This is a genomic window from Clostridium oceanicum, from assembly GCF_039521385.1.
GTDB lineage: Bacteria > Bacillota > Clostridia > Clostridiales > Clostridiaceae > Clostridium_F > Clostridium_F oceanicum.
This window is the reverse complement of record NZ_BAAACG010000016.1, coordinates 123208-141826: the sequence shown is the minus strand read 5'-3', so window position 1 is coordinate 141826 and position 18619 is coordinate 123208. Positions and strand designations below refer to the sequence as shown.

Annotated in this window: 18 protein-coding genes; 11 read left to right on the top strand and 7 right to left on the bottom strand. The window is 27.5% G+C overall.

What is annotated here, in order from left to right:
* Positions 1–299: 299 nt before the first annotated feature.
* The 7 genes from gyrA to dnaA form a co-directional block, all read right to left on the bottom strand.
* Positions 300–2819, bottom strand: coding sequence for a DNA gyrase subunit A (gene gyrA, locus ABDZ71_RS16330; RefSeq protein ID WP_343763299.1), 2520 nt, complete (start codon positions 2817–2819; stop codon positions 300–302).
* A gap of 22 nt (positions 2820–2841) precedes the next feature.
* Positions 2842–4755 carry a DNA topoisomerase (ATP-hydrolyzing) subunit B gene (gene gyrB, locus ABDZ71_RS16325; protein ID WP_343763297.1) on the bottom strand — a complete coding sequence of 638 codons (1914 nt, stop codon included), beginning with the start codon at positions 4753–4755 and terminating at the stop codon, positions 2842–2844.
* A gap of 27 nt (positions 4756–4782) precedes the next feature.
* On the bottom strand, positions 4783–5046 hold the full coding sequence (gene remB / locus ABDZ71_RS16320; protein ID WP_343763296.1) for an extracellular matrix regulator RemB: 264 nt from the start codon (positions 5044–5046) through the stop codon (positions 4783–4785).
* Positions 5047–5072: 26 nt separating this feature from the next.
* Entirely contained in the window at positions 5073–6167 is a 1095-nt protein-coding gene (gene recF, locus ABDZ71_RS16315; protein ID WP_343763292.1) for a DNA replication/repair protein RecF, read from the bottom strand.
* A 72-nt stretch (positions 6168–6239) separates the two neighbouring features.
* The gene (gene yaaA, locus ABDZ71_RS16310) at positions 6240–6446 is read right to left on the bottom strand and encodes a S4 domain-containing protein YaaA (RefSeq protein WP_343763290.1); all 207 of its coding nucleotides are present in this window, start codon (positions 6444–6446) and stop codon (positions 6240–6242) included.
* A gap of 16 nt (positions 6447–6462) precedes the next feature.
* A complete protein-coding gene (gene dnaN / locus ABDZ71_RS16305; RefSeq protein ID WP_343763288.1) occupies positions 6463–7569 on the bottom strand; it encodes a DNA polymerase III subunit beta in 1107 nt (368 codons plus the stop codon).
* 262 nt (positions 7570–7831) lie between these two features.
* Complete coding sequence (gene dnaA, locus ABDZ71_RS16300) at positions 7832–9181, bottom strand: chromosomal replication initiator protein DnaA (RefSeq protein ID WP_343763286.1); 1350 nt, start codon at positions 9179–9181, stop codon at positions 7832–7834.
* Between the two features lie 584 nt (positions 9182–9765).
* On the opposite strand from dnaA, the gene rpmH reads away from it, so the two are divergent.
* The 11 genes from rpmH (at position 9766) to ABDZ71_RS16245 (ending at position 18593) form a co-directional block, all read left to right on the top strand.
* The gene (gene rpmH / locus ABDZ71_RS16295; RefSeq protein ID WP_343763276.1) at positions 9766–9900 is read left to right on the top strand and encodes a 50S ribosomal protein L34; all 135 of its coding nucleotides are present in this window, start codon (positions 9766–9768) and stop codon (positions 9898–9900) included.
* Between the two features lie 56 nt (positions 9901–9956).
* Positions 9957–10298, top strand: a complete 342-nt coding sequence (gene rnpA, locus ABDZ71_RS16290; protein WP_343763273.1) for a ribonuclease P protein component — start codon at positions 9957–9959, stop codon at positions 10296–10298.
* The gene (gene yidD / locus ABDZ71_RS16285; RefSeq protein ID WP_343763272.1) at positions 10295–10504 is read left to right on the top strand and encodes a membrane protein insertion efficiency factor YidD; all 210 of its coding nucleotides are present in this window, start codon (positions 10295–10297) and stop codon (positions 10502–10504) included. The genes rnpA and yidD overlap by 4 nt, the downstream gene beginning before the upstream one ends.
* Positions 10505–10529: 25 nt before the next feature.
* Positions 10530–11198, top strand: a complete 669-nt coding sequence (locus ABDZ71_RS16280; RefSeq protein ID WP_343763270.1) for a membrane protein insertase YidC — start codon at positions 10530–10532, stop codon at positions 11196–11198.
* Between the two features lie 18 nt (positions 11199–11216).
* Positions 11217–11843 (top strand): RNA-binding cell elongation regulator Jag/EloR, encoded by a 627-nt coding sequence (gene jag, locus ABDZ71_RS16275; protein ID WP_343763268.1) that lies wholly within the window; start codon positions 11217–11219, stop codon positions 11841–11843.
* Between the two features lie 53 nt (positions 11844–11896).
* Positions 11897–13285: a tRNA uridine-5-carboxymethylaminomethyl(34) synthesis GTPase MnmE gene (mnmE, locus tag ABDZ71_RS16270; protein ID WP_343763266.1), complete on the top strand. Its 1389-nt coding sequence runs from the start codon at positions 11897–11899 to the stop codon at positions 13283–13285.
* 8 nt (positions 13286–13293) lie between these two features.
* The gene (gene mnmG, locus ABDZ71_RS16265; RefSeq protein ID WP_343763264.1) at positions 13294–15183 is read left to right on the top strand and encodes a tRNA uridine-5-carboxymethylaminomethyl(34) synthesis enzyme MnmG; all 1890 of its coding nucleotides are present in this window, start codon (positions 13294–13296) and stop codon (positions 15181–15183) included.
* 31 nt (positions 15184–15214) lie between these two features.
* Entirely contained in the window at positions 15215–15934 is a 720-nt protein-coding gene (rsmG, locus tag ABDZ71_RS16260) for a 16S rRNA (guanine(527)-N(7))-methyltransferase RsmG (RefSeq protein WP_343763262.1), read from the top strand.
* Between the two features lie 95 nt (positions 15935–16029).
* The gene (gene noc / locus ABDZ71_RS16255) at positions 16030–16806 is read left to right on the top strand and encodes a nucleoid occlusion protein (RefSeq protein WP_343763260.1); all 777 of its coding nucleotides are present in this window, start codon (positions 16030–16032) and stop codon (positions 16804–16806) included.
* A gap of 157 nt (positions 16807–16963) precedes the next feature.
* Positions 16964–17731, top strand: a complete 768-nt coding sequence (locus ABDZ71_RS16250) for a ParA family protein (RefSeq protein ID WP_343763258.1) — start codon at positions 16964–16966, stop codon at positions 17729–17731.
* A 16-nt stretch (positions 17732–17747) separates the two neighbouring features.
* A complete protein-coding gene (locus ABDZ71_RS16245) occupies positions 17748–18593 on the top strand; it encodes a ParB/RepB/Spo0J family partition protein (protein WP_343763255.1) in 846 nt (281 codons plus the stop codon).
* Positions 18594–18619 lie beyond the last annotated feature (26 nt).

The following is an 18619-nucleotide window of genomic DNA, read 5'->3' as shown; positions in this document are numbered from 1 at the left end:
AATAACATGTTTTAATTTGTTTGTCAACATGTTTTTTATTGACTTATTTGTCAATTTGTTGCCGTCTCTCTCGACGACAATTGATATTTTACCACATTTACTGTAACCCTCCCCTAAAGGAGCGTTCAAAATAGTAAATTATATTAATAATATTATATATATCTCTTTTTTTCTTATATATTCTCACAAAGATACACCAGGTAATGTTATACTATTTAATAATATTATTATAGCTGAATCACAAGTATTTATACAGTAAAAACAAAAAAAGCTTAGCAAAACCTGCTAAGCTTTTTCTTCTATTCTTCTTTATTTTCTATATCTGATTTTTCTTCATCTTCAATATTTTTTTCTTTATTTTCTAGTTTCTCTTCTTCTATGCTTTCCTCTTCTATATTATCTTCATTTTTTATTTTAGCTATAGTAACTATTTTTTCTTCTTCTTCTGTTCTCATAAGTTTTACTCCCATAGCATTTCTACTAGTTTGGGATATATCAGAAACATTTATTCTTATAGCTACATCACTACTATTTACAAGCATCATTTCATCTTCTATATTAACTATTCTAGCACCAACTATATTACCAGTCTTATCATTTATTCTATAAGTTATAACACCTTTTCCGCCTCTTTTATGGGTAGGATATTCATCTATTAAAGTTCTCTTACCAAATCCATTTTCACTTATACATAATAAATCTTCATTTTCGATTACTATGTTCATAGATACTGATAGATCATCTTCTCTTAGTGTTATACCTTTAACTCCTGATGCAGTTCTTCCCATAGGTCTTACATCTTTTTCATTAAATCTTATACTATATCCATTTTCAGTTACTATAATAACTTCTGAATTTCCACTTGTAACTTTAACATCTATTAATTCATCATTTTCTCTTAGGCCTATAGCATTTAATCCGCTCTTTCTTATAGAAGAATATTTATCTATTTCTGTCTTTTTAACAATTCCCATTTTAGTACACATCAATAAATATTTTTCATCATCATTTATATCCTTTAATCCTATTACTGCCTGAATTTTTTCTTTAGGATCTGTTGGAATAAGATTTACTATATTAGTTCCCTTAGCAGTTCTTCCTGCCTCTGGTATTTCATATCCTTTTAACTTGTATACCTTACCTAAGTTTGTAAAGAATAATATTGTACTATGAGTTGAAGTAACTAACATATTTTCTATGAAATCATCTTCTTTAGTAGATGCTGCTTGGATTCCTTTTCCTCCTCTTCTTTGAGAAGAATAAGTATCCATGTCTAATCTTTTTATGTATCCACCATGAGTTAAACTTACTATAACTTTTTTGTCTTCTATTAAGTCTTCTATATCTATCTCATGTTCATCTCTTCTTATTTCAGTTTTTCTTTCATCACCATATTTGCTTTTTATTTCAAATAACTCTTCTTTTATTATATTTAATACTAATTCTTCTTTATCAAGTATTTCTTTTAAATGAGTTATTTTTTCTATTAAAGCTTTATATTCTTCTTCTATTTTTTCTCTTTCTAAACCAGTAAGTCTTTGAAGCTTCATATCTAGTATAGCTTGAGCTTGCTTTTCTGTTAGTCCAAACTGAGTCATAAGACCTTCTCTTGCCTCACCTGCTGTTTTAGAACTTCTTATTAATTTTATTACTTCATCTATGTGATCTAGTGCTATTCTTAAACCTTCTAGTATATGAGCACGTGCTAATGCTTTATCAAGTTCAAACTTAGTTCTTCTTCTTATAACTTCCTTTTGAAAGTCTAAGTAATTAACTAGTATCTGTTTTAAATTTAATACTTCTGGTTGGTTATTAACTAGAGCAAGCATTATTATACCAAAAGTATCTTGAAGTTTTGTATGCTTATAAAGTTGATTTAACACTATATTAGGATTAGCATCTCTTTTTAACTCTATTACTATTCTCATACCAGTTCTATCAGATTCATCTCTTATATCTGATATACCAGTTATTCTTTTATCTTTTACTAAATTCGCAATATTTTCTATTAGTTTTGATTTATTAACTTGATAAGGAATTTCTGTTACAACTATTCTGTTTCTTCCTTTTTCTTCTTCTATTTCAGCCCTAGCTCTTATAATAACTTTTCCTCTACCAGTTTCATAAGCACTTCTTATTCCATTAGTGCCTAATATAATACCTGAAGTTGGAAAATCCGGTCCTTTTATTTCAGTCATTAAATCTAATACTGTAACATCTGGGTTATCTATTAACATAGTTATTCCGTTTATAACCTCACATAAATTATGAGGTGGTATATTAGTTGCCATACCTACAGCTATACCTGCTGATCCATTAACTAATAAGTTAGGAAATCTTGATGGAAGTACAGATGGTTCTTTTTCTTCACCATCAAAGTTATCAACAAAATCTACTGTATTTTTATTGATATCTCTAAGCATTTCCAATGTTATTTTATCCATTTTAGCTTCTGTATATCTCATAGCCGCTGCGCTATCTCCATCTACAGAACCAAAATTACCATGTCCGTTTACTAGAGTATATCTTATAGAAAAGTTTTGAGCCATTCTTACTAATGCTTCATAAACTGCAGTATCACCATGAGGATGATACTTACCTAAAACATCACCGACAATTCTAGCACATTTTCTATATCCTTTTTCAGGAGTTAATCCAAGCTGATGCATAGAATATAATATCCTTCTATGTACAGGCTTTAGTCCGTCTCTTACATCAGGTAAAGCACGCCCTACAATTACACTCATAGCATAATCTATATAACATTTTTTCATTTCTTTACTTATGTCTATAGGCAAAATCTTTCCTTCATTAAACATGTCTACACCTCTTTACAATCTACTATATATCTAAGTTCACTACTTTATTTGCGTTTTCTTCTATAAACTCTCTTCTTGGTTCTACTTTACTTCCCATTAAAATAGTAAATATCTGATCAGCAGCCATAGCATCTTCTACTGTAACTTTTAAAAGTGTTCTTTGATCTGGATTCATTGTTGTATCCCATAATTGTGTAGCATCCATCTCTCCTAAACCTTTATATCTTTGAATATTAGTATTGCTATCTTTTCCTCCTATTTCTTTAAGTAAAATTTCTAATTCTTTATCAGAATAGATATAATAATCTTTTCTCGCTTTTGAAACTTTAAATAAAGGAGGTTGAGCAATATATACATGGCCTTCTTCAACTAATTCTTTCATGTATCTATAGAAGAATGTTAGTAATAATGTTCTTATATGTGCACCATCAACATCGGCATCTGTCATAATTATAATTCTATGATATCTTATCTTTTCTATATCAAATTCATTTCCAATACCAGCACCAAAAGCTGTTACCATTGAACGTATTTCTTGATATCCTAAAATCTTATCTAATCTTTGTTTTTCAACGTTCATTATTTTACCTCTTAAAGGTAATATAGCTTGAAATTGTCTATCTCTGCCTTGTTTTGCTGAACCACCGGCAGAATCTCCTTCGACTAAATATATTTCACAACTAGAAGCATCTTTAGATGCACAGTCTGCTAATTTTCCAGGAAGTGATGTATTTTCAAGTACAGATTTTCTTCTAGTTAATTCTCTAGCTCTTTTAGCAGCTTCTCTAGCTCTAGATGCAGATAATGCTTTTTCTATTATTATTTTTCCTACATCAGGATTTTCCTCAAGAAAGTTTCTTATGCCTTCCCCTACTATATTGTCAACTATTTTTCTTACTTCGCTATTTCCAAGCTTAGTTTTTGTTTGACCTTCAAATTGAGGTTCTGTTAGTTTTATAGATATAACAGCAGTAAGACCTTCTCTAGCATCATCACCAGATAAATTCTTATCTGTATCTTTTAAATATCCAAACTTTCTAGCATAATCATTCATTACTCTAGTAAGGGCTGCTCTAAATCCAGATAAATGAGTTCCACCTTCTACTGTATCTATATTGTTTGCAAAAGAAAAAATATTTTCACTATAGTTGTCATTGTATTGCATAGCTATTTCAACTATATAATCATCTTTATTCTTTTCAACATATATTGGCTCTTTATGAAGAGTTTCTTTATTTCTGTTAAGATACTCTACAAAAGATTTTATTCCACCTTCATAGTGGAACATTTCTTTTTTGTCATCTCTTTCATCATTGATGCTTATTTTTATTCCCTTATTTAAAAATGCTAATTCTCTAAGTCTTTGAGCCAATGTATCATAATCAAATTCTATATCTTCAAAAATCTCTTTATCCGGACTAAAATTTATTTTAGTTCCATGATCATCACTATTACCTATAACATCTAATCCTGTTACAGCTTTACCTCTTTTATATGTTTGTTTCCAAATATGACCTTCTCTTCTAACTTCTACTTCACAAGTTTCAGATAAGGCATTAACAACAGAAGCACCTACACCATGAAGACCACCAGATACTTTATAGCCTCCACCGCCAAACTTACCTCCTGCATGTAGTATAGTCATAATAACTTCTACTGCTGGTTTTTTCATCTTTGGATGCATACCTACAGGCATACCTCTTCCATCATCTATAACTGTTATAGAGTTATCTTTATGTATAAAAACTTCAATATGGCTACAGAATCCCGCTAATGCTTCATCAATACTGTTATCAACTATTTCATAAACTAAATGATGTAGTCCTCTTAAACTAGTACTACCTATATACATTCCTGGTCTTTTTCTTACCGCCTCTAACCCCTCTAGGACTTGTATTTGACTCTCATCATATGCTTGATTATTACTCTGTGACATGCTTATCCTCCTAACTTCTATAGCTCATTATAAATTACCATAAATTATCTTAGTTCTCTTTGTTAAAGTTGCTGATGATATAGGAGATAAATATACTTTACTTTTTTTATCTACCTCAGCTACAACAAAAGATTTAGGTTTATCCTTTGTTATTCTTTCAACAAATCCATCTTCTTCTGCCATTCTCAAAAACTGTATAGTATCAGAACTATACATAGAAGTTTCTATATCAAAAATTCCTATTACATCGTTTATTGGAACAACTACATTTTCTCCTAAATGAAGAAACATAAATTAATCTCCTTTCAAATTAAATATTAGACCGTTTTTATTCCACCCTTGTTAACTACATAAAGCTGAGATTTTCGGTCTAAATATTTTTCTATTTCTTCAATTCCTGTACAGGTTATTAATGTCTGTATATTACTTATAGAATTCAAAACATATTTTTGCCTTTTTGAATCAAGCTCTGATAAGACATCATCTAAAAGCAATACAGGATACTCACCTATAACATCTTTTATAATTTCTAAAGAAGCAAATTTTAATGTTAAAACAGAGGTTCTCTGTTGTCCTTGAGAACCAAAGTTTCTAATATCAATATTATTTATAACTATACTAAAATCATCTCTATGAGGACCTACGGATGTTGTTCTTCTTTCTAAGTCTTTATTTCTATATTTTAAAAATAGTTTTAATAACTGATTTTTAAATTCGTCCCCATCATCTACAATATTATCTATATATTTAAAATTAATATTTTCTATTCCATTAGTTATATCACTATGTATCTTAGAACCTATTATGTTTAATCTCTCTATATATTTTTTCCTATCTTTTATAATTAAAGCACCATAGTGGGCAATTTGATTATCATATATATCAAGCATATCTAATCCATTTTTATTCCATTTCTTTAAAAGTGTATTTCTTTGAAATAATACTTTATTATATTGAACTAGATTATGATAATAGGCATTACTAATTTTACATATCTCTACATCTAAAAATTTTCTCCTAAAAACCGGAGATTCCTTTACTATTTTTAAATCTTCTGGAGAAAACATAACCACATTTAAAACTCCCATAAGCTGAGATATCTTAGAAATCTTTATAGAATTTATACTTATAGCTTTTTTACTATTTTTTAAAATTTTCATATCTATGATTTTATCTAATCTATTTTTAGATACATATAACTTTAAATAAGCATAATCCTTATTCCAATTTATAAGCTCCTTATCTCTATTAGTCCTATGGGATTTTCCAACACTAGAATAATATATACTCTCTAATATATTAGTTTTACCTTGAGCATTATCCCCAATAAAAACATTAATATTAGGATTTAATTCTAAATATATATTTTCGTAATTTCTAAAATTTATTAATTGCATATTTTTTACATACATTCAAAACACCTAAATTAATTATACCATATTATAACTTACTAACAATGATTATAGCATTTAATTACCTTTAAGTTATATTATTTCGTATTTATTTCCATCAAATTCAATTATATCTCCAGCTTTAAGTTTTTTTCCTCTTTTTAGCTCTACATCTCCATTTACTTTTACATAACCCTCTTGTATAAACATTTTAGCCTCTGAACCTAAAACTACAGCTCCTGACCATTTAAGAAATGAATCTAGTTTTATTACTTCAGTATTTATTTTTATCTTTTCCATAAAAAAATCTCCTTATTTAGTTATTATTTAAAAGTCTAACTGGTAAAACTAAATATATACAATTATCGTTTTCCCTATTTTTTATTATACATGGACTTACACTACTAAAAAATTCTAAAGTAATTTCTTCTTCTTCCATACTTTTAAGTGCATCTAATAAATATTTAGAATTAAATGCAATTTGTAAATCTTCTCCTTGCATATTTATATTAACTTCTTCCCTTACCATTCCCAATTGAGAATTAGAAGTTATGACCATTTTGTCATCTGAAACAGTAAATTTAACTAAATTAGTATTACCGTCTTTAGCCATTAAAGAAGCTCTTTCTATAGAGTTTAAAAATTCTATTCTATTTATGTCAACTTTTAGTTTATATTCTTCCGGTATTATTGAATTATAACTTATAAATTCACCTTCTAAAAGTCTTGAAATTATTTTAGTTTCGCCTACGCTAAAAAGTATATGGTTAGGTGTGAAAGTTATATTTACCATTTTATCCACATCTTCAAGTATTTTTGAGACTTCATTTAAAGTTTTGCCAGGAATAACTGCATTTATAGTATTATTGTTATCCACAGGATCTTTTCTTAGTGCCAATCTATATCCATCTAAAGCAACAAAATTTAAATTATCTTCTTTTATTTGAAATAAAACTCCAGTAAGTATTGGTCTAGTTTCATCTTGTGCTGTAGCAAATATAGTTCCTTTAATCATAGTTTTTAATTTTTTTTCAGAAATAGAAAAAATCATATTTTCATTTATTATAGGTGGTGTTGGAAATTCTTCTGGATTCATATATATAAGAGTAAATCTTGATTTTTGGCAAATTATTTCGATTGAATTATTTTCTAAAGTGTTGATTTCTATAGTATCATTAGGTAATTTTCTTATTATTTCTCCAAATAACTTAGCATCTAAAACAATAGTTCCTTCTTCAACTATATCTGCTTCTACTTTTGTTTCTATACTAAGATCCATATCTGATCCTGTTAAGATTAATTTATTTTTATCAGTTTTTATAAGTATTCCAGATAATACTGGTAATGTTGATTTACCAGTTACTGCTTTTTGTACTATAGAAATACCTTCCTGTAATATGTTTTTTTTACATAAAAATTTCATTCGTATTACCTCCGTTTATACACAAGATAGATTTTGTATAAGATAGATTTAGATAATTATTTAAGTTAGTAGTAATAGTAATAGGGGCTGTGGATATGTTAATAACTCTTAGACCTGTTGAAATACCAGGTTTTATCGTGCAAAAATAAGTGTGGATAAGTTAACCTATATCATTAGATCTTATCCACATTAATAAATTCGTATTCTGATATTTAAAGTTATAAACAATATATTAAGATAATATTATCAACATATCTGAATATTATGCTTGAGTAATTCGTTTATTTAATTCATTTACAGCACTTTGTAAGCTTTCATCTTTTTTAAGGTTAGTAGAAATTTTTTCATATGCGTGGATTACTGTTGTATGATCACGTCCACCAAATTCTTCACCTATTTTAGGTAAAGACATATCTGTTAGTTTTCTGCAAAGATACATAGCAATCTGACGAGGAAATGCTACATTTCTAGTTCTTCTAGCGGATTTAAAGTCTTGAATTTTTAAGTTATAGTAATTTCCAACTACTTCTTGTATAAGACCTATAGTTACTTGCTTAGTTTGTTTACTAGAAATTATATCTTTAAGGGCTTCAGATGCTAAATCAACACTTATTTCTTTATTAGTTAAAGAAGAAAATGCAACTATTCTTATTAAGGCACCTTCTAGTTCACGAATATTTGATTTTATTTTTGTAGCGATATATACCATTACTTCGTTTGGTATATTTAAGCTTTCTACATCAGCTTTCTTTTTTAATATAGCCATTCTTGTTTCAAAATCTGGTGCTTGAATATCAGCAATAAGACCCCATTCAAATCTAGATCTAAGCCTGTCTTCTAAAGTTGGAATTTCTTTAGGAGGACGGTCACTAGAAAGAATTATTTGTTTATTAGCTTCATACAAAGCATTAAAAGTATGGAAAAATTCTTCTTGAGTTCTCTCTTTTCCAGCTATAAACTGGATATCATCTATTAAAAGAATATCTACGTTTCTATATTTATTTCTAAATTCTACATTTTTATCATCTTTTATTGAGTTTATAAGTTCATTAGTAAATTTTTCAGATGAAACATATACTACTTTGGAATTTGAATCGTGTTCATATATGTAGTGACCTATAGCGTGCATTAAATGTGTTTTTCCAAGTCCAACGCCTCCATATATGAACAAGGGATTATAAGCTTTAGCAGGAGATTCTGCTACTGCTAAAGAAGCAGCATGAGCAAATCTATTGCTATTACCTATAACAAAAGAATCAAAAGTATATTTTGGGTTTAACATGGTAGACATTTTATCATTAACTACTATATTTTTTCTAGAAGCATCTATGTTTTTATTGTTTAGTTCATCCATAGCTTCTTCTGAAGCTACAACAAATTGTACATTATACTTTTTAGATGTAATTAATTTTAACGCATTAATAATAAGATCCTTATATCTACTTTCTAAAATTCCACGAGTAAAATCATTAGGTATGCCTAACTTTAATGTAGAATCTTTAAGTGATAAAGGAGTAATGCTTTTAATCCAAGTGTTGAAGCTTACTTCTGTAAGTTCACCTTTTATTATATTCATAGTCTTTTCCCATGTTTCTTTAAGATGGGTATTCATAATTATAGTCCTCCAGTCTTTATAGAAACTTAGAAATATTAATTAACAATATTAGCCAAAAAATAATAACTAACAACATATAAACAGGTTATATACAATAGTTATATTTAGCTTTTAATTGTTAAAAAAAATATTCACATGTGCATAGTTCTGGTTATAAAAAGAAGATAAAAAAAGTTATTAACAAAAAAATATATAATTATATTAACAAACTTAAATATGTATGTAATTAAGAAAATAGCTAAAAATAAAAGAAAAAAATAAAGCAATATATAAGATTTAAACAAGTTATGCACATATTTATCAACAGCTGTGGATAAGTATTACATAACTAAAAGTTATCAACAGTTCTTTAATAATAATATCAAAACCTGTTCATGTATTCAAGAAGTTATCCACAAAAAAACATAAAAACAATCTATATTTCCTTTTTCTTGACATTATAACGCTACAAATATATAATCTAATAGTGAATCTTTAAATTAGGGTTATACTAACTTGAAAAAAACATCTTTAAGATAAATTTATATTGCTTCATATAAGTAATATATTTATTAATATCTCAAAAGGAGGTGCAATAGATAATGTTAATGACATATCAACCAAAAAAAAGACAAAGAAAAAAAGAACATGGTTTTAGAAAAAGAATGAAAACTGCAGCAGGCAGAAACATTCTTAGAAAAAGAAGAAGAAAAGGAAGAAAAAGATTGACAGCATAAGGGGCCGCTTTAGTGGCCTTTTTCTGCAGATGCAGAAATAAAGGAGACTATTTTTTATGAAGGAAGATAAAATAAGAAAAAATAAAGAATTTAGATCCGTCTATAGAAGAGGGAAGTCTTTTTCAAATAAATTATTAGTACTTTATATATATAAGAATAAATATAATATAAATAGGATAGGAATATCCGTAAGTAAAAAAGTTGGAAAAAGCGTTGTTAGAAGTAGAGTAAAACGACTTATAAAAGAAAGTTATAGATTGAATTCTAAAGAAGAAAATATAAAAAAGCAAGGATTTGACTTGGTTTTTATTGCAAGACATAGTTGCAGTGACAAAACCTACAAAGAAATAGAGGCAGCTTTAGTGAATTTATTGAAAAAGGTAGGCCTTTTAAATTGAAAAATTTTTTGATTTTTTTCATTAATTTATATAGAAAATATATTTCGCCTCGAAAGAGACAGTGTTGTAAATTTTATCCTACATGTTCCCAATACGCAATAGATGCTATAAATAAATATGGAGCTTTAAAAGGAACTTTTATGGCTATAAAGAGAATACTTAGGTGTCACCCATTTAGCAAAGGTGGTTATGACCCTGTAAAATAAATGTAAAAATCAGGAGGTTTAAAACTTGAATTATTTAAAACATGCTATAGTTCAATTTTTTAATTTTATTCATGGAGGGGTCTCACAGGTTATAACTAACCCGAATTATTCTTATGGAATTGCTATAATTTTAGTTACAGTGATAATAAAGTTAATAATAATTCCTTTAAATATAAAACAAATAAGATCCTCCTTAAGAATGACTAAATTACAACCAGAAGTAAAAAAAATACAACAAAAATACAAAAATAATCCTCAAAAATTGCAACAAGAAACTATGAAACTTTATAAAGAAAATAATGCAAGTCCTATGGGCGGATGTTTACCAATGTTAATTCAATGGCCTATACTTTTAGCATTATATTGGGTGTTTAATGACCTACAAGGTATAAGCGGAGTAAGCTTTTTGTGGATTAAAGACTTAGCAAAACCAGATATCATATTAGCAGTACTTTCAGGTGTTACTACTTATTTTTCAGGTGCTATGATGATGAGCAAATCTTCAGATCAATCTCAATCAAAACAAACTAACACTATGAATATAGGTATGGGAGCATTTATGATATTTATTAGTTGGAGATTAAAATCTGCACTAGTTTTATATTGGGCAGTAAGTAACTTAATTCAAATAGGTATGACTGTAGTTGCTATAAAAATAGAACACAATAGAGACACAGGTAAAGTTAAAGCCTAGGGGGGTGTGACTTGCGGCATGAAGTGCATTGATAGTACAGGAAAAAACATAGAAGAAGCTATAGAATGTGGCTTAAATCAATTAAAAGTATCTAGAGATGATGTAGAAGTAGAAGTTATAGATGAAGGTAGTAAAGGTTTTTTGAATCTTATAGGAACTAGACCTGCTAAAGTTAAAATAAAAGTAAAAAAAGATTATGTAAAAGATGCAAGACAGTTTTTAAGAAGTATACTAGATAGTATGAATATTAAAGCTGAAATAAGAATAAAAGAAGAGAAAAATGCATTAAAAATAGAATTAAATGGACCTGATATGGGCATAATAATAGGACATAGAGGGGAAACTTTAGATTCTCTTCAATATTTAGTTAGTCTTGTAGTTAATAAAAATAATAATTTCCAATATAAAAGGATTATTTTAGATACAGAAAACTATAGATCTAAAAGAGAAAATACTCTTAAAAGGTTAGCAAGAAAATTGTCTAGCAAAGTTAAAAAGACAGGAAAGCCAATAAAGCTTGAGCCTATGAATCCTTATGAGAGAAGGATCATACATTCAGAACTTCAAATAGATAATTCTGTAGAAACTCATAGCGAAGGTGAAGAACCTTTTAGAAAAGTAGTTATTAACTTAAGGAAAGCCTAAAGGCTTTCTTTTTATGTTATAAGAGGTAATTTTATGATAAAGAGGTGAATTAGATGAAAGAATTTGATACTATAGCGGCTATTGCTACAAGTTTAGGAGAAAGTGGTATAGCTATAGTAAGATTATCTGGTAGTAAATGTTTAGAAATAGTAGATAGTATATTTAAAGGTAAAAATAATAGAAGATTAATAGACATAAAGCCTTATTCTATGAGATATGGTTTTATTATAGATAAAGAAAATAAAGATGTAATAGATGAAGTTTTAGTTTCTTTTATGAAAGGTCCTAGAAGTTTTACTGCAGAAGATACAGTAGAAATAAATTGTCATGGTGGAATAATATCAACAAAGAAAGTACTAGAAGAAGCAATTAAAGCAGGTGCAAGACTTGCAGAGCCAGGAGAATTTACAAAACGTGCATTTTTAAATGGTAGAATTGATTTAAGCCAAGCTGAAGCTGTAATAGATATTATAAGATCAAAAACAGAACTTTCAATGAAATCAGCTCTTAAACAATCAGAAGGTAAGCTTTCTAAAGAAATACAAAAACTTAGAAATAAATTATTACAAGTTATAGCTCATATTGAAGCTACAGTAGATTATCCAGAAGAGGATTTAGAAGAAGTAACAGGAGAAAAAGTTACAGAGGATTTAAAAGATATATTAAAAGAAATTAATGAATTGATAAGTAAATCAGAAGAAGGTAAAATATTAAGAGAAGGATTAAATGTAGTTATAGTAGGTAAACCTAATGTAGGAAAATCATCACTACTTAATGCTTTGATAGATGAAAATAAAGCTATAGTTACAGAAGTTCCAGGAACAACAAGAGATGTTATAGAAGAGTACATAAACATAGAAGGTATACCTATTAAGATAGTTGATACTGCTGGAATAAGAGAAACTAAAGATGTAGTTGAGAAAATTGGTGTTGAAAAATCTAAAGAAAAGATAAATGAAGCAGATTTAGTTATATTTATGTTAGATTTAAGTAGAAAAATAGATGAAGAAGACAAAGAAATAATGGCTTTTATAAAAAATAAAAAGTATATTTTATTATTAAATAAATCAGATTTAAAAGAAGATATGGATAAAGAACATAAAGAGTTTATAGGTAATTTTGATTCAGACTTTGTATTAAAAACTTCTGTAAAAAATAAAGAGGGATTAAATAAATTAAAAGATTCCATAAAAGATTTATTTTTTAAAGGAGAAATAAAATCTGATGGTTTATTTGTTACAAATACTAGACATCAACAAGCTTTAATAAAAGCTAAAGAAAACTGTATACAAGCAATTGAAACTTTAAAGAATACTGTTGCTATAGATTTAGCATCAATAGATATAAGAAATTCGTGGAAAGATTTAGGAGAAATACTTGGAGATACTTTAGACGAAAATATTATAGATAAAATATTTTCTGAATTCTGTTTAGGAAAGTAGGTAAAGATATGAAATATTTAGCTGGAGAATTTGATGTAGTAGTAATTGGAGCTGGTCATGCAGGTTGTGAAGCTGCTTTAGCTGCTGCGAGAATGGGATGTAAAACATTAATTTGTACTATGAACTTAGATAGTATAGCACTTATGCCATGTAATCCTAATATAGGAGGTACTGCAAAAGGACATTTAGTTAGAGAGATAGATGCTTTAGGCGGAGAAATGGGAATAAACATTGATGAAACTTTTATACAATCTAGGATGCTTAATACTTCAAAGGGTCCAGCAGTACATTCATTAAGAGCACAAGCAGATAAAAAAAGATATGGCGAAAGAATGAAACATGTATTAGAGACAGAAGAAAATCTTACATTAAAACAATTAGAAGTGACAAAAATTGATGTTGAAGATGGAAAAGTAAAAGGTGTTCTTACAAAAAACGGTGGATATTTTAAAACAAAATCAGTTATTTTATGTACTGGTACTTATTTAAAAGGAAAGATAATAATAGGAGATATAAGTTATAGTAGCGGTCCTAGTGGATTATATCCTGCAAATGACCTATCACAAAGTTTATTAGATTTAGGAATAAATCTTAGAAGATTTAAAACAGGAACTCCTGCAAGAGTAAATAAAAAATCAGTAGATTTTTCAAAAATGATAGAACAAGCAGGGGATAAAGAAATAGTACCATTTTCTTTTATGAATAAAAATCTTGAAAAAGATCAAGTGTCTTGTTATTTAACTTATACTAATAGTGAAACTCATGGCATTATAAATGAAAATATACATAGATCACCACTTTATAATGGATCAATAGCAGGGGTAGGTCCAAGATATTGTCCTTCAATTGAAGACAAAGTAGTTAGATTCCCTGATAAAGAAAAACATCAAATTTTTATAGAACCAGAGGGAGAAAATACTGAAGAATTATATGTAGGTGGAATGTCAAGTTCACTTCCAGAAGATGTTCAAATAAAGATGTATAGAAGTATAGCAGGATTAGAAAATGTTGAAATATTAAGAACTGCATATGCAATAGAATATGATTGTATAGATCCTCAAGAGCTTGATTTAAGCTTACAATTTAAAAATATAGAAGGATTATATGGAGCAGGTCAATTTAATGGAAGTTCAGGATATGAAGAAGCAGCAGCCCAAGGTCTTATTGCTGGAATAAATTCAGTACTTAAATTAAAAGGAAAAGAAAGTTTGATTTTAAAAAGATCTGATGCTTATATAGGCGTTCTTATAGATGATTTAATTACTAAAGGTACAAATGAACCTTATAGAATGATGACTTCTAGAGCGGAGTATAGACTACTTTTAAGACAAGACAATGCTGACTTAAGATTGACAGAAATAGGACATGAAGTTGGATTGGTTTCAGAAAAGAGATATAAAGTATTTTTAGATAGAAAAAATAAAATAGAAAAAGAAATAGAAAGATTAAAAAGTACAAAAATAACAGGTAAAAAGGAAGTTAATGAATTTTTACAATCTATAGGTTCTGTAGAACTAAAGAAACCTATAAATTTATATGAATTAATAAAAAGACCTGAGCTTAACTATAAAAAAATAGAAGAACTTGATGAAGAAAGACAACCAATTGATAAAGATGTAATAGATCAAGTAAATATTGTATCTAAATATGAAGGATATATAAGCAAGCAATTAGAACAAGTAGAACAATTTAAAAAATATGAAAATAAAATAATTCTTAAGTCTATTGATTATAGTGATGTAAAAGGATTAAGACTGGAAGCTATACAAAAATTAAATAAGATTAAACCAGTAAGTATAGGTCAAGCTTCTAGGATTTCTGGAGTTTCACCAGCAGACATATCTGTTCTTTTAATTTACTTAGAAAGAAAAAAAAGAGAAAACAAAGGAAATAGATAAAGTTAAATTAGTTTATTTTGGAGGTTACTAAATGAATAATTTTGATATGCTTAATTTAGCATCTAAAGATGTTGGATTAGAGTTCGATGAAAAAAGATGTGAAAAATTTATTTTATATAGAGATCTTATTAAAGAATGGAATGAAAAAATCAATATTACAGCTATAAAAGATGATGAAGGTATATTAAAAAAACATTTTATAGATTGCATAAAGATATTCAAAGCAACTCCAATAAAGACAGCTAAAAGCTTAATAGATATAGGTACTGGTGGAGGTTTCCCAGGATTACCTATAAAAATAATGCAAGAAGATAAAAAAGTAGTTTTATTAGATTCTTTAAGAAAAAGAATAACTTTTTTAGATGAAGTTATAAGAAAATTAAAACTAGAAGATATTAATACTATTCATGGAAGAGCAGAAGATTTTGCAAAAGATAAAGAGCATAGAGAAAAGTATGATGTAGCAGTTTCAAGAGCAGTAGCTAACCTTACTGTATTAAGTGAATATTGTGTTCCTTATGTAAAACAAGGAGGATATTTTATAGCTATGAAAGGTCCTTCAATAGATCAAGAAATATTAGATTCTAAAAAAGCATTATCTGTTTTAGGATGTAAAATAGAAGATATAGTAGAAGTAGATATTGAAGGCACTGATTTAAATCACAATTTACTTTTAATAAAAAAGACAAAAAAAACAGATAAAAAATATCCTAGAAATCCAGGGATAATTAAAAAGAAGCCATTAAAATAAATGTAATACATTGTATTTTAAATAATACAAAAGAAGGAATTAATATTATTATGTAGAAAATGTAAATAATAGGAAGAAATAAGAGGGATGATTTTATGAAAAAGCATGTAACTTATATTCCCATTAATGAAATAGTACCTAATGCATATCAACCACGAAAAGTTTTTGATGAAGGGAAAATAGATGAGTTAGGTAAATCTATAGAAACATACGGTATAATTCAGCCATTATCAGTTAGAAAAACAGGAGAAAAGTATGAATTAGTAGCTGGAGAAAGAAGATTAAGAGCTGCCAAAAAAATAGGATTAAAAGAAGTTCCTACAATAATTGTAGATATATGTGATAAAGATTCAGCAGCTATTGCTTTACTTGAAAATTTACAAAGGGAAGATTTGAACTATTTTGAAGAAGCAGAAGCTTATAATAACTTAATAAAAGATCATTTTTATACTCAAGAAAAATTAGCAGAAGCTATAGGAAAAAAACAGTCAACTATAGCAAATAAAATAAGATTATTAAAACTAGATAAGAATATAAGAAAAAGAATAGTTGAAAATAAACTAACAGAGAGACATGGACGAGCTCTACTTAAATTACGGGATAAAGAATTACAAAATAAAATATTAGATATAGTAATAGAAAAAAAACTAAATGTAAAGAAAACAGAAGAATTAATACAAAAAGAATTATTAAAACAAGCTGGAAAAGAGATAGCTTCTGATGGTAAGAAAAAAATAAAGGGAATATTTACTTCAAGGGTTTATATGAATACAGTAAAACAGGTTTTTGATAAATATGGAATCAATGCTAAGTATAGATCAAAAGATTATGATGATAAAATACAAATAGTTGTTACTATACCTAAAAAATAAAATGTTTCACGTGAAACAAATTTTCAAAGGCTATATTTGGCCTTTATTTTTTTAAAATAAAAGATTTTGTGTTAATAATTTATAAAAATACTTTCAATATTATCATATAAAATATATAATTAAAAATGTACATAATTTTAAATTAGGTGGTGATCACTTGAAAATTATATCTATTTTCAACCAAAAAGGTGGAGTAGGTAAAACTACTACAAGCATAAATTTGTGTTCATATTTAGCTATGAATGGATATAAGGTTTTAGTTATTGATATAGATCCACAAGGTAATACTACAAGTGGAATGGGAATAGACAAAAGAAATGTTGATTTATCTATTTATGATATTTTAACTTCTAAAGACGTATCTATAGAAAGCGCTATGAAAGAAAGTGAATTAATAAGTAATTTTTATATAGTTCCTTCCACAATGGAACTTGCAGGAGCAGAAGTTGAGCTCATTAATAAATCAGATAGAGAAAGTATACTGCTAAATAAAATCAAAAATTTAGAAAAAGATTTTGATTACATATTTATTGATTGTCCACCATCATTAGGATTACTTACTATAAATGCTTTAACTGTGTCTAATAGTGTAATAATTCCTATACAATGTGAATTTTATGCTTTAGAAGGAGTTGGACAACTTGTAAACACTGTACAATTAATTAAAAAATCTTTGAATAATGATCTTGAAATTGAAGGTATAATTTTAAGTATGTATGATGGAAGAACTAAGTTATGTAATGAAGTAGCAGAAGAAGTTAAAAAATATTTTAAAGATAGAGTATATAAGACTACTATACCAAGAAATATTAGACTTGCAGAAGCTCCTAGTTTTGGATTACCTATAATGTTATATGATAACAAATGCAAAGGAGCAAAAGCATACGAGAAATTAGCCAAAGAATTTATAAAAAAAGTAGACTAATAAAGGAGGCGGCAGAGTGAATAAAAAGTTTGGTCTAGGAAAAGGATTAGGTGCACTTATACCAGATGAAGAAAAAATTAATAAGGATAGTATTAATAAAATACCTATTAATTTAATAAAAGCTAATAAAGATCAACCTAGGAAAAAGTTTGATGAAGAAAAAATAATACAATTAAGTCATTCTATAAAAAACCATGGTATAATACAGCCTCTAGTATTAAAAAAAGAGAAAAATATATATACTATAATAGCAGGAGAAAGAAGATGGAGAGCTGCTAAGTTAGCTAATGTAAAAGATGTACCAGCTGTTATAATGGACTTGAATGATAAGAGTATATTAGAAATTTCTTTGATTGAAAATATCCAAAGACAAGACTTAAACTGTATAGAAGAAGCTCAAGCCTATAAAAAACTTATAGAAGATTTTAATATAACTCAAGAACAATTAAGCTCTACTATAGGTAAATCAAGAACAGCAATAGCTAATTGTATGAGACTTCTTAATTTAGATGATAGAGTTCAAAATTATCTAATAGATGGAGTTATTACAGAAGGTCATGGAAGAGCATTACTTTCTTTAAAAGATTATGATCTTCAGTATAAACTTGCACAGGCTATAATAGATAACAAGTTAAGTGTAAGAGAAACAGAAAATTTGATAAAAAATTCTAGTAAAACTAGGAATAAAACAGAAGATAAAAAAGATGAGATGAAGCCTTATTATATTGATATAAGAAATAAACTAGAAAGTTTATTTGGAACTAAAGTAAAGCTTCAAAATAAAAAAGATAAAGGCAAAATAGAAATAGAGTACTATTCATCGGAAGATCTTCAAAGAATACTAGATATTTTAAGCATATAAAAATGTTTCACGTGAAACATTTACTT